14 protein-coding genes are annotated in these 15,025 nt (G+C 39.4%); 6 read left to right on the top strand and 8 right to left on the bottom strand.

The annotated features are described in order from the left end of the window. Positions 1 to 48 precede the first annotated feature (48 nt). Entirely contained in the window at positions 49 to 432 is a 384-nt protein-coding gene (locus F3J02_RS15460; protein ID WP_167250693.1) for a DUF3144 domain-containing protein, read from the top strand. Between the two features lie 52 nt (positions 433 to 484). On the opposite strand, the gene F3J02_RS15465 is transcribed toward F3J02_RS15460, so the two are convergent. Together F3J02_RS15465 and F3J02_RS15470 are read right to left on the bottom strand one after the other, a co-directional pair. Continuing rightward, positions 485 to 3,253, bottom strand: a complete 2,769-nt coding sequence (locus F3J02_RS15465; protein ID WP_167250695.1) for a M16 family metallopeptidase — start codon at positions 3,251 to 3,253, stop codon at positions 485 to 487. A gap of 144 nt (positions 3,254 to 3,397) precedes the next feature. Beyond that, on the bottom strand, positions 3,398 to 4,216 hold the full coding sequence (locus F3J02_RS15470) for a PhzF family phenazine biosynthesis protein (protein WP_167250697.1): 819 nt from the start codon (positions 4,214 to 4,216) through the stop codon (positions 3,398 to 3,400). Positions 4,217 to 4,489: 273 nt separating this feature from the next. Here F3J02_RS15470 and F3J02_RS15475 point away from each other — a divergent pair, with 273 nt between their 5' ends. Further along, complete coding sequence (locus F3J02_RS15475) at positions 4,490 to 5,101, top strand: DJ-1/PfpI family protein (protein WP_167250699.1); 612 nt, start codon at positions 4,490 to 4,492, stop codon at positions 5,099 to 5,101. Positions 5,102 to 5,114: 13 nt separating this feature from the next. Beyond that, positions 5,115 to 5,279 (top strand): DUF1427 family protein, encoded by a 165-nt coding sequence (locus F3J02_RS15480; protein ID WP_167250701.1) that lies wholly within the window; start codon positions 5,115 to 5,117, stop codon positions 5,277 to 5,279. 80 nt (positions 5,280 to 5,359) lie between these two features. On the opposite strand, the gene F3J02_RS15485 is transcribed toward F3J02_RS15480, so the two are convergent. Together F3J02_RS15485 and icd are read right to left on the bottom strand one after the other, a co-directional pair. Continuing rightward, positions 5,360 to 5,980: a pentapeptide repeat-containing protein gene (locus F3J02_RS15485; RefSeq protein ID WP_167250703.1), complete on the bottom strand. Its 621-nt coding sequence runs from the start codon at positions 5,978 to 5,980 to the stop codon at positions 5,360 to 5,362. A 137-nt stretch (positions 5,981 to 6,117) separates the two neighbouring features. Next, on the bottom strand, positions 6,118 to 7,374 hold the full coding sequence (gene icd, locus F3J02_RS15490; protein WP_167250705.1) for an NADP-dependent isocitrate dehydrogenase: 1,257 nt from the start codon (positions 7,372 to 7,374) through the stop codon (positions 6,118 to 6,120). A gap of 194 nt (positions 7,375 to 7,568) precedes the next feature. Between icd and F3J02_RS15495 the strand changes: the two genes are divergently transcribed. Then, entirely contained in the window at positions 7,569 to 8,387 is an 819-nt protein-coding gene (locus tag F3J02_RS15495; RefSeq protein WP_167250707.1) for an rRNA large subunit pseudouridine synthase E, read from the top strand. A 40-nt stretch (positions 8,388 to 8,427) separates the two neighbouring features. On the opposite strand, the gene F3J02_RS15500 is transcribed toward F3J02_RS15495, so the two are convergent. The 4 genes from F3J02_RS15500 to F3J02_RS15515 all read right to left on the bottom strand — a co-directional run bounded on the left by F3J02_RS15500 (position 8,428) and on the right by F3J02_RS15515 (position 13,657). Further along, positions 8,428 to 8,829: a hypothetical protein gene (locus F3J02_RS15500; protein WP_167250709.1), complete on the bottom strand. Its 402-nt coding sequence runs from the start codon at positions 8,827 to 8,829 to the stop codon at positions 8,428 to 8,430. A gap of 224 nt (positions 8,830 to 9,053) precedes the next feature. Beyond that, positions 9,054 to 11,285: an NADP-dependent isocitrate dehydrogenase gene (locus tag F3J02_RS15505; protein WP_167250711.1), complete on the bottom strand. Its 2,232-nt coding sequence runs from the start codon at positions 11,283 to 11,285 to the stop codon at positions 9,054 to 9,056. 328 nt (positions 11,286 to 11,613) lie between these two features. After that, the gene (locus tag F3J02_RS15510) at positions 11,614 to 12,990 is read right to left on the bottom strand and encodes a heavy metal sensor histidine kinase (protein WP_167250713.1); all 1,377 of its coding nucleotides are present in this window, start codon (positions 12,988 to 12,990) and stop codon (positions 11,614 to 11,616) included. After that, complete coding sequence (locus F3J02_RS15515; RefSeq protein WP_167250715.1) at positions 12,974 to 13,657, bottom strand: heavy metal response regulator transcription factor; 684 nt, start codon at positions 13,655 to 13,657, stop codon at positions 12,974 to 12,976. The genes F3J02_RS15510 and F3J02_RS15515 overlap by 17 nt, the downstream gene beginning before the upstream one ends. Positions 13,658 to 13,808: 151 nt before the next feature. On the opposite strand from F3J02_RS15515, the gene F3J02_RS15520 reads away from it, so the two are divergent. Next, entirely contained in the window at positions 13,809 to 14,501 is a 693-nt protein-coding gene (locus F3J02_RS15520) for an outer membrane protein (RefSeq protein WP_167250717.1), read from the top strand. 120 nt (positions 14,502 to 14,621) lie between these two features. Beyond that, the gene (uraH, locus tag F3J02_RS15525) at positions 14,622 to 15,023 is read left to right on the top strand and encodes a hydroxyisourate hydrolase (RefSeq protein ID WP_167250719.1); all 402 of its coding nucleotides are present in this window, start codon (positions 14,622 to 14,624) and stop codon (positions 15,021 to 15,023) included. The last annotated feature ends 2 nt before the right edge of the window (positions 15,024 to 15,025 follow it).

Here is a 15,025-nt window from a genome sequence, read left to right on the forward strand (position 1 = left end):
AAGGCTTTGTCTATAATGAGGTGTCTTAACTTGTCGCTGGAAAATATCATGTCTCAAAAAATTAACGCCACCGATGTGACGGATGAAGAAGCTTTAAATGCGGTATTTTTTGAGCGTGCAGATGAATTTATTAAACTTGCCAATGATTTCTGCCGACCGCCAAAAGGTCAGAAAGTCCAGCCAGAAGAGTTACGTGGCCAAGTGAGTGCAGCCATGTTATTTGCTACTGCTCGCTTTAATACGTGGGTCGCAGCCAATAATTTTAAAGATGGCAATGAAATGCGTGATGCCAAAGAACAAGTCATGTCTTATCTCCTACAACAATTCCAAATGATGTTAGAAGATAATTTTGACGAATATTGTGAACAGTTTGAAAACTACTTACGTTTCCGCAAGAACGAAGATTTTCATGCACATAAACACGATCATTAATGATTGATGATTAAAACAAAGCCACCTCATCGGTGGCTTTGTTTTTTGTGGTTTACTTCAAGTCTTGTGCTTGACCATATTGATCAGCCATGACTTCTACAAATTGGTCTAGTTTGATGTATTTTTTAATTGCAGCATTGACATCTTCTTTGGTCAGTTTCGCTAGCTCCTGATCGCGCTCTTCACGATCCAATAGCGTTTTGTTGCGTTCTAACTGACCTGTCAACATGCCATGAATATTGCGTTCATCTTCTAAAGCAGTCACACGCTTCTTCATGATATCTGCTTTCGCTGCTTCCACTTCCTGTTCGGTCACACCTTTACTTAAAAGCTCATTTAAGACTTTATGTACAGATTGCGATACTTGTGCAGAACGACCAGATGTGTAGTTTGCAGTAATACTTAAAGTACCATCATCAATATCGGGATCAAGATCTAAGCCACTACCAAATCCATACACTAGCGCATTTTTCTCACGTAACTCTTGAGCCAAACGTGATGAAAGTTGTGAGTTGCCTAAAACATGGCTCAAAATAATCAAAGCTGGCGCATCTTTATGATAGGAACCAACGGGCAAGGCTAAAACACTTTGATAGCTGCCAAACTCGCGTTGTTCCGATAAAGCATGAACTTTCTGTGCTTTATAAACCGTATATTGTCCTGTCACTTTTGTGAATGGTTGCTTTGCTTTCCAAGAACCAAAGGCTTTTTGCAAAGTCTTCTGCATTTTCTTGGCATCAAAATCACCCGTCACTGCAATTTGAGCATGGTCTGTCACAAAGAACTGATCATAGAATTGTTTCACTTGCGGCTGAGTGACTTCACTAATCTGCTTCTTGGCAAGTTCTGGTTCAAAGTGATAACGGATATCCCCTGGTTGATAAATTTCCAAAATCTTAGACAAGGTCATCGATGACACAACCGCAGGTTCTGTATATGGACGATCCAATACAGACAGGCTTTGATTTTTTGCCAGATCAAACTCTGTTTGCGAGAATTTTGGCTGTTTCAGGACATCAACAATAAAGTTAAAGAAATCTTCAAACTTGTCTTTCTTCGCTTGAACAACAATAGTAAAACCATTGCCATTTGAACTGACCGATGCACCACCACTAGCCGCAATTGCCTTATCGGTAATTTCCTGCAAGCTATGCTTTTCAGAACCACGAAGCATTAAATAGCTGGCTAAATCTAAAGTAACCCCTTTACCAAATAATGTTTTTTCATCGCCAAAATCCAAACTAATCGTGGCATAGGTTTTATCGTCACGTGTAGGCGTTGGGAATAATGCATAGCGAATACCATTCTTTAACTCACCACGCTGAATTTTCTGCTCATTTTTTTGCAATTGTTGAGCAGACTGTACCATAAACTGGGTCACTTCCTGCTTGTAGACATTTGCATCTTTTAATGGCTCAGGCTTTTCCTCGCTTTGATCTAAAGTTTTAGGCTTCACTTCTGCTTTCATGGTCATCGCTTTCTTTTGATCTTCTGGCGTCGGTAGAATATCGCCTGAAATACGATGTGAAGAGACTAAAAAGTCTTTTAAGGTTTTATTCGCATCTTTAAGCTTTAAGTCTTGAACTGCTTGTAAGTCCTTAAAGTATTGATCCCATTGACCATGTGATGAAACTGCATAGTCGCTCAGGCGTGAGCCTAGGGCTACAGCGTCATTGGCAATGGTATCTGCGGCATTTTGAGTAATATTTTTAATACGCTGTAATTCAGCTTCAGTAAATGGCTGGCTATTTTCAACACCTGTTTTTAGTGCTTCATCAACCTTTTTCGCATCATGATTCGGAGCATAAATTGCGCCCATAAAGACCACGTTAAAATCTTGATCTAACCATGTGGTTGACTGCACTGCCGTACTGATTCCCGTCTCCACCATACTCTTATACAAAGTACCACTTGGCTGCATGGTATATAACGCTGGCGCAAGCGCTAAAGTCGGTTGTAATGGGGTATTTTTTCCATTCATATAGACATGGAATTTAGCCAAATCACTGCCCTTTTGTACCGTAAACTGACGCTGTTCAATTTTACTTGAATCCAAAACTGGAACTTGAACTTGTGCAGGTACTGGACGTGCTGGAATTGGACTAAAATACTGATCAATCTTGCTCAATACTTCGGTCTTATCAAATTTACCAGAAATCACCATGACTGCATTGTTTGGTGCATACCACGTTCTATAGAACTGGTTTAACTCATTTAACTGAATCGACTTTAATTCAGGTAAATCACCAATCGGCAAACGACCTAAATATTGATTGCCATAAGCCGCTTTCCACATTTGATCCATCAGTACAGCAAACGGCTGATCCATACGGATTTCTCGTTCACGTTTTACGATTTCAATTTCAGAAGGAACAAATTTTTCTTGCAACACCAATTTATCCATACGCTCTGATTCAAGGTACAGAATTTCATTGAGTGCATTTTTTTCAGGACGAACAATATTTAGATATTTAGTTGCGTAATAATCTGTGCTGGCATTGGTCATCAACGTATATTGATCCAGACGACGTTGAAACTCGTCACCCTTCACATTTTGAGTGCCTTTAAAGGCCAAATGTTCTAATAGATGCGCAAGTCCGCCTTTACCTTTCGGATCATTCAGCGAACCTGTCAAATAAACCGTATTTACATAGACTTTATTTTCTTTATCGTTTGGTGCAAGAATAACTCTGAAACCGTTATCTAATTTATATTCTTCGATATTTTTTTCACTTTTTACGAGCACTGTCTGAGACCAAGACGTCGCACTCAACCCAATCAAACAAAGCGAGAGAGTAAGCTGCTTAAACCGCATTAACATAATTTATCCAAGTATTTATGGTGATTTAAATAATAGAGACAAGCTATGGTAGAGAATGATTCGCATTTTTAATAGTTATGTTTTGAAAAAAGCTGTTTATTTAAACAGCTTTTATCTTTATTTTTGCACAGTTTAAGCTAAAAATCAGATTGTCAGTTCGGCTTGCATATACAATTTGGCATAACCTGAAATTTCAATGCGGTCTTCAGACTCAATCACACATTCTAAAACCCCACCACGTTTAGATGCCTGAAAGGCGGTTAATCGAGTCTGATTCAGTTTTTCCGCCCAAAGTGGAACAATTGCGGTATGAATTGAACCTGTTACCGGATCTTCGTCAATACCAATTGCTGGCGCAAAATAACGAGAAACGCAATCAAACTTCCCTTCACCTCTGGCGGTAATGGCAACATCAGGCTGAGAAGCGGTAATCGCGGTACGAACTTGTCCCAATTGTTTTAGTTTTTCTAGATCAGGTTGTTCATCCAATACATCCTGCACCGTTTCATATTCAATAATATAGGCTTGCACATTACGATAAACTGCTTTAAACGGCTTGGTCAGCCCTTCACGTAATTCTTTAGGATAATCAGTAACTAACCCTGGTTTACGAATTGGAAAATTCATTTTAATTTTGCCATCAGCATCTTGGCTGACAATAAAAATACCCAGATCACGTACATGGAACTGGATCGTTTCTGCCTTGCTAAAGTCTTTAAATAAAACAAAAGCACTGGCTAAAGTGGCATGCCCACAAAACGCAACCTCATTGAGCGGAGAAAACCAACGAATCTCATAATTGGTTTCATCAATGGTTTTAACAAAAGCAGTCTCTGATACATTATTTTCCATCGCGATATTCTGCATCAAACGATCATCTAACCATTCATCGACGACGATTACAGCCGCAGGATTCCCTTTAAATAATTCTTTTGTAAAAGCATCAACTTGGTACATCTTCATGTCACAGCACTCTCTCTATTTTTCAATTATTTTGAACATTTGGTCTATAAAGTATAGATACAGATTTTTCTAAATTTACGATACACCGTGGCGTTTCTTATTCAAGCACACTAAATGCTTTTAAATTAAGCAAAAACAATACTCCGCTTGCTAACAGATCAGCCTAAAAGTCCAATGATTTAGCATAATTCAAAATAAGCCATACAGAATATTCACAATAAAAAATGTGAAGCTCACTATGGTGTTAGGCAGATTAAACAAGCGAGAAAAACCATGCGTATTCCTGTGAATGCTGTCGTATTTGAAGATTTTGAAACCCTTGACATTATGGGTCCTGTTGAATTGTTTGGCTTACTGCAAGAGCATTATCAAGTCCAGTTTTATAGCCTGAATGGTGGTCTAGTTTCTAATAAACATGGTGTTTGTATCCAGACCAAATCTTTTAGCGAAATCAAAACACATGCTGAAAGTATTTTGCTCGTTCCTGGTGGCATCGTGACTTTTGAATTAATCAAAAATCAGCAATTTCTTGATCAGCTCAAAACTTTAGCAGCTCAAAGCAAACATGTTCTGACGATTTGTACAGGCAGTTCATTACTTGCCGCGACAAGTCTTTTAAATGGTATTAAGGCAACCTCGAATAAAATGGCATTTGAATTTGTACAAAAGCTCAACGATCAAGTGTTGTGGCAAGCTCAGGCTCGTTGGGTGATTGATGGGAAATTTTATACTTCATCAGGTGTCAGTGCGGGGATGGATATGACTCTTGCCTTTATACATAACACACAGGGTGAAAAAGTTGCTCAACTTTGTGCGGAAGAAGCCGAATATATCTGGAATAGTAATCCAAACATTGATCCCTTTTGTAAAGTAAAAGCAGGCTGATCAACGGCTGATTATGAAGATTTATGTATTATCGCTCGCAGTTGGCGTATTGGTTGGTGTGCTGTATTACCTAGTCGATGTTAAAGCACCTGCACCACCCATTGTGGCATTACTGGGTTTATTGGGCATTGTGATTGGTGAACAATTAGTCCCTTTTATTCGACTCTATCTTTCTTAACAGGATAAGCTTTACTCTATCTCCCATAAAAATGAGTGGCCTAAAACCACTCATTTTAATTAGAGCCTTTTATCCTTATTTCAATCAATTCTGACATCAAAGCCTAGATTTTCAGCAATCATCAGCGTTTGATCAAGGTTAATAATCGCATCTTTAATCTGCGTTTCTTTGGGGTCTAAGGCACTCAAATCACTGCCTCTTAAATCACACTCGGTAAAATCTGCGCGGTGTAGCCATGCACCAGAGAGATCGCTATCTCGAAGCGAACTTCCATGGCAACGTGCTCCCGTCAGATCAGCTTCTCTTAAACGGGTTCTCAAAAAAGAAGCTTTCTCTAAATCTGCGCCCGGTAATCCAACAAAAGCCCAATCACTGTCCTCAACTCGCATATGGTGGAACTGACAATCGCTAAACATACTGCCGACCAACTTGCAGTCAGTGAATTTACTATCAAAGAAATTGCAAAAATAGAAAGTACAATTTAAAAAAGCACTACTTTGATGAACTGAAGCATTAAAACGTGCTCGTCGAAAAGTACATTCATTAAAAACCGCACCTGTGCTTTGGGCTTCTGACAGATCTAAGTCAACAAATAGCGTCCGCTCATATTTTTGATTGCTCAGTACTTGTCCGTAGCAATCCAAGCTGGTAATGGTTTCTGTTGTTTTCGGTGCTGCCGCACCATATTTTCTTTCCGCCATGATGTTCAGTTTGTATTTTCGAATACATCAAAATATGTCATGCATTCAATTTTGTACATGTTTTTCTCATGACTCATTTATCTCCATTTTAAATAAAAAAGAGCGGTAAAACCGCTCTTTCATTTTATACTTAGACTTTAATCTTCCATGTGCTGGATTATGGCTTGTCCAAATTCAGAACAACGTAATAAAGTTGCATTTGGCATTAAACGTTCAAAATCATAGGTCACTGTTTTTGCCGAGATCGCCCCCGAAACACCCTGAATAATCAGATCTGCGGCTTCGATCCAGCCCATATCACGTAGCATCATTTCAGCAGACAAAATAATCGAACCCGGGTTGACCTTATCTTGCCCTGCATACTTCGGCGCAGTGCCATGTGTTGCTTCATAAACTGCAATTGCCCCACCAATATTCGCGCCCGGTGCAATCCCAATACCACCCACTTCTGCTGCAAGTGCATCGGAAATGTAATCACCATTTAAGTTCAGTGTAGCAATCACGGAATAATCGGCTGGACGCATTAAAATTTGCTGTAAGAACGCATCGGCAATCACATCTTTAATAATGATATCTTTACCCGTTCTTGGATTTTTAATTTTTACCCAAGGTCCACCATCTAGCAACTGTCCACCAAAACGTTCTATTGCGAGTTCATAGCCCCACTCTTTAAACGCGCCTTCGGTGTACTTCATAATGTTGCCTTTGTGTACTAGCGTCACAGAAGGTTTGTCATTATCAATCGCAAACTGAATGGCTTTACGCACCAGACGCTGGGTTCCTTCTTTAGAAACAGGTTTAATCCCAATCCCACAATCTTTAGGAAATCGGATTTTGGTTACACCCATTTCTTCTTGCAAAAATTTAATGACTTTCTTTGCTTCTGGAGAATCAGCCTTCCATTCGATCCCTGCATAGATATCTTCTGAGTTCTCACGGAAAATTACCATATCCGTGAGTTCTGGATGTTGCACAGGTGAAGGTACACCTTCAAACCAACGTACTGGACGCACACAGACATATAGATCGAGTTCTTGGCGCAATGCAACATTCAAAGAACGAATACCGCCACCAACAGGTGTAGTCAATGGGCCTTTTATTGATATAATAAACTCGCGTAAAGCATCAAAAGTTTCTTCTGGCATATAATTGCCATAGATTTTATCTGCTTTTTCGCCGCAGTAGACTTCCATCCATTCGATTGAACGTTTGCCACCGTAAGCTTTTAACACGGCGGCATCTACTACTGCCTTCATTGCTGGTGTAATATCCACACCAATACCATCACCTTCAATAAAAGGGATGATTGGACGATTTGGAACATTCAATGACAGGTCTGCATTTACTGTGATTTTGTCTCCATCTGCAGGAACCACAATCTTCTGATAACCCATTTTGTAGGTTCTCCCTCATGTATTTAGCGATTATCTCTATGCCTTCTATGGCATACTTTCGTTTTTTATTGCATGAAACAGTTTAGTCCAAAACAGGTTTTTTTTGAGATTTATACGGGAAATAACAACATTTTCCCATTAAATAGAAACCTTTATTGTTATGATGCCGCCCATAGCCAAAGTAGTATATCCATATGAAAGTAGTCGTATTTAATAAACCTTTTGACGTTTTGTCACAGTTTCGCGAAGATGAAAAACATTTAACAGTTTCAAGTTTTATTAAAGATCCTGAACTTCGTATTGCAGGACGTTTAGATTTAGACTCTGAAGGTTTAATGTTTCTTACTGATCATGGTGGTTTAAATCAATTCATCACCCATCCTGATAATAAGAAATATAAAACTTATCTTGCTCAAGTTGATGGTGATGTCACAGAAGAAGCAATTGAAAAACTGCAAAAAGGTGTTGAACTTGCAGATGGTATGACTTTACCTGCCAAAGCACGTAAAGTTGAACAACCTGAATGGCTATGGGAACGTAACCCACCGGTACGTTATCGTGCCAATATTCCAACGACTTGGATCGAACTACAAATCTGCGAAGGTCGTAACCGTCAAGTACGTCGTATGACAGCAGCTGTGGGTTTTCCGACTTTACGTCTGATTCGCACTCAAATTGGTAGCATTGATCTCGTCAAACTGGGTTTACAGCCAGGTGAACAACTCGAAATCGAACCTTTGCTTTATCCAGACTTTAAAGACGTTCCAGCTGATAAGCCTTATGAAGGCCGTTCTTTCGCTAGAAAATCGAATAATAAACCGCATTTCTCTCGTGCCAAAGATAAAGCACGTGAAGAAAAAGGTGAAAAACCATTTAAAGGTAAGAAGAAAGCTGGCGGTGGTACAACCCGTATTTGGCAAACTGATGATGCAGATAAACCACGTCGTAAGACCAATGGTACAACACGTCCAAATACTAAAGCACCACGCGGTCGTAACCGTAATGGTCGTTAAGATTTGATAATATTAAAGCCCACGAAAGTGGGCTTCTCTTTCAACGACAATAATTATCATATATAAATTTTACTGGACCGGAATTTATCACGGGCTTTGTATTTAAATTGCTAGCGTTATCTTGTAAAACTTCAAGTACTTTTCTTTGATCAGTTGTTTTTCTCACTTCAGACAAAGTGACCCAATTTTTTTCACCACAATTCAGCATAATTTTATGAACCATAACTGAATCACGATACTGCTCAATGACAAAATTTTGGTCAAAAAATATCAGTTGATTATAGATGATAACTTTGGGATTCCTTTTAATCACAATACTAGCGGTATCAATATAATTCTTTTGTTTGGCTTTCCCCGATACTAAAACCAGTTCAGCATGTGTGCTTGTCATTATGCTGCTCAATAAAGACATTATTATTGCTATTCCTAGTTTTTCCATCATCCCCTCTCATATTAAAATTATTTTTAACTGACTTTCTTCGACAGACATTAAATATAAAGACGACTCTTATAAATACAACAGGATAAATATGATTATAAAAATTTAGAAACGAGTCTAATGCTGTATTTCAACTATTTTAAATTTTGATTAGTTATAAAAAAAGCCGATGTTTTCACATCGGCTTTTTTATATCACCGACAACATTGTCGGTGATATATCAACAATTAAAGTGACGCAAGTGTGGTATTAAACGTTGCACTTGGACGCATTACCGCATTCACTTTTGCTGGATCGATTGCATAGTAACCACCGATATCCGCAGCTTGACCTTGTACTTGAGCAAGCTCAGCAACAATCTTCTGTTCATTTTCAGCAAGTGATTGTGCAAGCGGAGCAAATTTCGCTTTTAACTCAACATCTTCGTCTTGAGCTGCTAATGCTTCAGCCCAGTACAATGCTAAGTAGAAGTGGCTGCCACGGTTATCAAGCTCACCTGTACGACGTGATGGAGATTTGTCGTTATCCAACAATTTCCCTGTCGCTTGATCAAGTGTTTTGGCAAGTAATTTCGCACGGTCATTACTTTCTTTGATACCAAGCTCTTCTAAAGACACAGCCAATGCAAGGAACTCACCAAGAGAATCCCAACGTAAGTGATTTTCTTCAACTAACTGCTGCACATGTTTCGGTGCTGAACCACCCGCACCTGTTTCGTACATGCCACCGCCAGCCATTAACGGCACGATCGATAACATTTTCGCTGAAGTACCCAATTCCATAATTGGGAACAAGTCAGTTAAGTAGTCACGTAAAATGTTACCCGTTACTGAAATGGTATCTAAACCACGTGCTACACGTTCAAGCGTATAACGCATTGCACGTACTTGTGACATGATTTGGATATCAAGACCAGTGGTGTCATGATCTTTCAAGTATTTTTCAACTTTCTTGATCAATTCATTTTCGTGTGGACGGTATGGGTCAAGCCAGAAGATTGCAGGCATACCTGAGTTACGCGCACGCGTTACAGCAAGTTTCACCCAGTCACGAATTGGTGCGTCTTTCACCTGACACATACGCCAGATATCGCCTTCTTCCACATTTTGTGACATCAACACTTCACCAGTGTCTAGATCAGTAATGTTGGCAATACCTGCTTCTGAAATTTCAAACGTTTTGTCGTGTGAACCGTATTCTTCTGCTTTCTGTGCCATCAAACCAACGTTAGGCACAGTCCCCATAGTACGTGGGTCAAAGTTACCGTTCCACTTACAGAAGTTGATCATTTCTTGGTAAATACGAGCGAAAGTTGACTCAGGCATTACTGCTTTACAATCGTAAGGCTTACCATCTGCACCCCACATTTTACCGCCACCACGAATCATTGCAGGCATAGAAGCATCGACAATCACGTCATTTGGTGAATGGAAGTTAGTAATACCTTTTGCAGAATCTACCATTGCAAGTGCAGGACGGTGTTCTTGGCAAGCATGTAAATCTTCAATGATTTCTTCACGTAAAGATGTCGGTAAAGTTGCAATCTTTTCATAAAGACCAGCCATACCGTTGTTTACGTTAATACCGAGTTCATCAAACAATTTACCGTGTTTTTCAAAAGCATCTTTGTAGTAAATTTTCACACAGTGACCGAATACGATCGGGTGTGAAACTTTCATCATGGTTGCTTTAACGTGTAATGAGAACAAAATGCCCGCTTCACGACAGTCTTCAAGTTCTTTCTCGTAGAAGTCACACAGCGCTTTCTTGCTCATAAACATCGAGTCAATGATTTCACCATCTTGCAGCGCAACTTTTGGCTTGAGCACAATAGTTTCACCAGACTTAGTGATGAGTTCCATTTTCACGTTACGTGCACGGTCTAAAGTCATTGATTTTTCGCCATGGTAGAAGTCGCCTTCATCCATGTGAGAAACGTGAGTCTGTGACCACTGCTTCCACTCGCTCATTGAATGCGGGTGTTTTTTCGCATAATTTTTTACTGCAGCTGGTGCGCGACGGTCAGAGTTACCTTCACGCAATACAGGGTTTACAGCTGAACCAAGGCATTTACCATAACGTGCCTTGATCTCTTTTTCTTCTTCAGTAGTTGGGTTTTCTGGATAATCAGGAATTGCATAGCCCTTCGACTGGAGCTCTTTAATACATGATACCAACTGAGCAACCGAAGCACTGATGTTCGGAAGTTTAATGATATTGGTATCTGGATCTTGCGTAAGGCGACCTAACTCCGCAAGGTTATTGTTTACCTTCTGTTCATCTTTAAGGTAATCTGAAAATTCTGCGAGCACACGAACCGCAACTGAGATGTCACTTTTAACAATCTCAATGCCAGCAGGTTTTGTAAAGGTCTCAATGATCGGTAGTAATGAATAAGTCGCTAATAACGGCGCCTCATCAGTCAGTGTGTAAATGATTTTTGACTTTCCACCAGCCATATATAGCCCCTTGTGTTGGATTGAGTTATGGAAAACTGCGCTTGTGGCCCAGCTCCTAGAACCGATTTGCTTGAACAAACTTGAGAGTATCAGTGTTCATCACATGCGAGTCAACGCAATATCCTGTGATAACGACATTTCGATAAAAAATACTACAAAATGATATAATAGTAGCGTTCTGGTATGTATATATGAGGTCAAGTGATGTCTTTTCAAATACAAACCACTGCCAACTTTAAATGAACGCACTGAATTGATCATTTAGCAAACAAATATGCGTATTGCTTAAGCATGAGCCCTATTTTGACAGAGCTTCATGAAGATTACGTTAATTCTTTAGTGGTAAGATCAATTTAAACGCCACTCCTTCAAATCGATTTTCGACCTCAGTTGAACCTGAATGTAACTGCATAATTGAGCGAACAATAGCCAAACCTAGACCACCTGTTTGTGCTTTTTGATGTCGACTTTCATCGACCTGATAAAACCGGTCGAATAAGTAAGGCAAATGTTTTTCATCAATAAAAATGCCTTCTGTTACAATCGTCATGACACAATTTGAATCACGTTGATTTATCGCTACTGCAATCACACCATGCGCTCGACCATGTAAAATGGCATTACTGATTAAATTCGCAATCGCACGCTGGATTAATGCCTCATTCGCCATGATATTGAGATCATCCATGACATCCAGTTGGAGCGTCATCTGATGTTCTTCAATCAAACAATCAAAATAATCAATAACATTCCTGATTAGCTGTTTGACATTGACTGACTTTTTCTCAAGCACCTGCTCATCGTGTTCAGAACGTGCAATGAACAGCATACTTTCAATCATTTTGGTGAGCCGTTCATACTCTTCCAAATGCGAATATAATAAATTTTCTAATTCTTCTGTTTTACGGGTTTGTGACAATAAAATCTGAGTTTGCCCCATTAAATTATTGAGTGGTGTCCTGAGTTCATGTGCGATATCTTCTGAGAATTGTGCCAGTTTCTGATAATCCTGCTGAATTTTATCCAGCATTTCATTCATTGCCTGACTCAGTTGCTGAACTTCAATATTGGTGGATTCAACTTCAATACGATGATTCAGTTTTTGCACATTAATTTTACTGGTCTCGGCAATCAAAGTACGCATGGAACGAAATAAATAATGTCCCACCATAAATCCAAGAAGACTGGACAACAAAATGCCTAGACCACTATAAAACAAGACTTTCCAAAAATATTGACTCAGGATCTGATTCGCCCCATCCCATTGTTGTCCTGCAATCAATTGATACTGCTTATGACCATATTGAATGGATTGAAATGCGAAGCGTGTACTTGGATGCTCAACTGTATTATTACGATACTGAATTTTATTTGAATAATTCAGTTCAGGGATTTTGATCTGTAATGGATTAATCCTGATCAGGTCGCGAGCTGATTCTTTGACAATAAAAATACTGTCCTCATGTCCCACCATATTTTCATAAAGCTTAGGATATTTCCCCAATATCTGAACGGTATGTGCATCGGTCAAAAAAACTTCCATTCGTTTAATCCGAGCAGCCAAGGCCTTATCTTGCTGGGTATAGACCATTTCACGAAAATTTTGATAAGACAAACCGCCAATACTGATAAAAACTACGCAGGAAATTAAGCTAAAGGCAATACTTAGGCGGGATGCCAATGACAGTCTATTCATTATTGCCATCTTTTAAATCAACCTTATAGCCCATGCCCCTGACGGTATAAATTAACTTGGGAACAAAATGATCATCAATCTTTGCCCTTAATCGGCGTATCGCAACATCCACCACATTGGTATCCGTATCAAAATTAATATTCCAAACCATTGAGGCAATTTGCGTTCGTGTCAGTACTTCACCACGATGTTGAATCAACAACTGTAACAACACAAACTCTTTGGCAGTTAAATCAATTTTGGTATCAGCACGATATACTTCCCGACTGAGTCGATTTAAGCTTAAGTTTGAAATTTGATAAATTTCTTTTTCTACATTCGGTACACGGCGTAACAGGCTTTTGATCCTTGCCAAGAGTTCCACATAAGAAAAGGGTTTAATTAAATAATCATCGGCTCCGAGCTCCAAACCTTTTACTCGATCCAGAACATGATCTTTTGCAGTTAGCATTAAAACTGGCATTTTCGAAAACGTCCGTAGCGTTTGTAAGACTTGCCAACCGTCCAATTGTGGCAGCATCACATCCAAAATCAGTAAATCAAAGACGTCTTGTTGCAAACGTGACAATGCCTCTATGCCATCTTTTGCAATAGCACAGGTATAACCTGATTCATTTAATCCTTTCGCTAAAAACTGCGCGATTTTAGATTCATCTTCGACAATTAAAATATGCATCCCACATCTTAACCTTGTTTATTCATTGCCAAGATTACAAATCGGTAATCCAATTGTCATCACGCCAAGATTTTTTTCTTCCTACCATGTTCTGAGGAAATAAAGATTTTTATCACCAAACATTCCTCTACTGTTTTTTGGAAAATTAAATATGGACAAGCTACTCACCCGTTTCGCGGTTTCATCTGTTTTACTGACTGCTGTATCCCTAAGTTACGCTCAGGACGTCAATGATGCAGCTTATTATATCTCTGCAAAAGTTGCCGCTGCTAAGCTTCAAGCCGACAATATGGAAACCAGCTTACGCCCAGGCATTGGTCAATTTATCGCGGCTAAAGATAAAAAAGATTTAACCAATACCTCATTAGGTTTCGGCTATGACTTTGGCAATGGTTGGCGTACTGAAGGTGAATATAACTTTAAAAATAATGCTGAATTTACCAGCGGTTCAAGCAACTTTCCCACCAGTCTCAATCATCATAAAGTCGAGACTCAACGTCTGATGCTGAATGCTTATCGTGATTTTGAGGTCATCAACAATGTAGCCGTGTATGGCAATATCGGCTTAGGTATTGCCCGCACCGAATCTTCAGGCTGGCAAGGTAATGTATCTCGTCAATACCTTGCAAATACCGAAACACAATTGGTCTATAGCTTAGGTGCAGGTGCGACTTACAAAGCCATTAAAAATTTAAATCTTGATTTGGGTTATCGCTATGTAGACTTGGGTAAAGCCGATAGCGGGTTAAATAACTTCACCAATGTACGTAACTTGCAAGATGAGCAGATGAAAGCACATCTATACTCAAGCGAGCTCTATCTCGGTGCAAGATATTCGTTCTAAAACAGTATTAAAAAAGCACTATTCAATAGTGCTTTTTGCGCTCCTATCCCATGCATTGCCTTCACAACAACTGACGGCAATGCATACGAAAACATTGATCTAGAAAGGTGAAATATTGCTATGCATAAAAATCTATTCGCCATCGCCACACTATCGGCTTCAAGCAGCTTATTCGCAGCGACAAATCCATTGAGTGTGCATGTTCTCAATCAGCAAAATGGTCTACCTGCTGCTAATGTCACCGTTGTTCTCGAAGCACAGCAAAAAAATCAGTGGATAGAAATCAATCAGGCCAAAACTGATCAGAATGGACGAATTACTGCCCTTTATCCGACGCAACAACAATTAAAGTCGGGTATTTATAAAGTAACTTTTAAAACAGGCGACTGGTATAAAGCGCAAAAACAAAGCAGCTTTTTTCCTGAAATTCCTGTTATTTTTGAAGTTGACGGCACTTTACTGCACTATCACATTCCATTACTGCTCAGCCCTTATGGTTATTCGACCTACCGTGGCAGCTAATA

It is taken from the genome of Acinetobacter sp. Tr-809, assembly GCF_011753255.1.
Lineage (GTDB): Bacteria > Pseudomonadota > Gammaproteobacteria > Pseudomonadales > Moraxellaceae > Acinetobacter.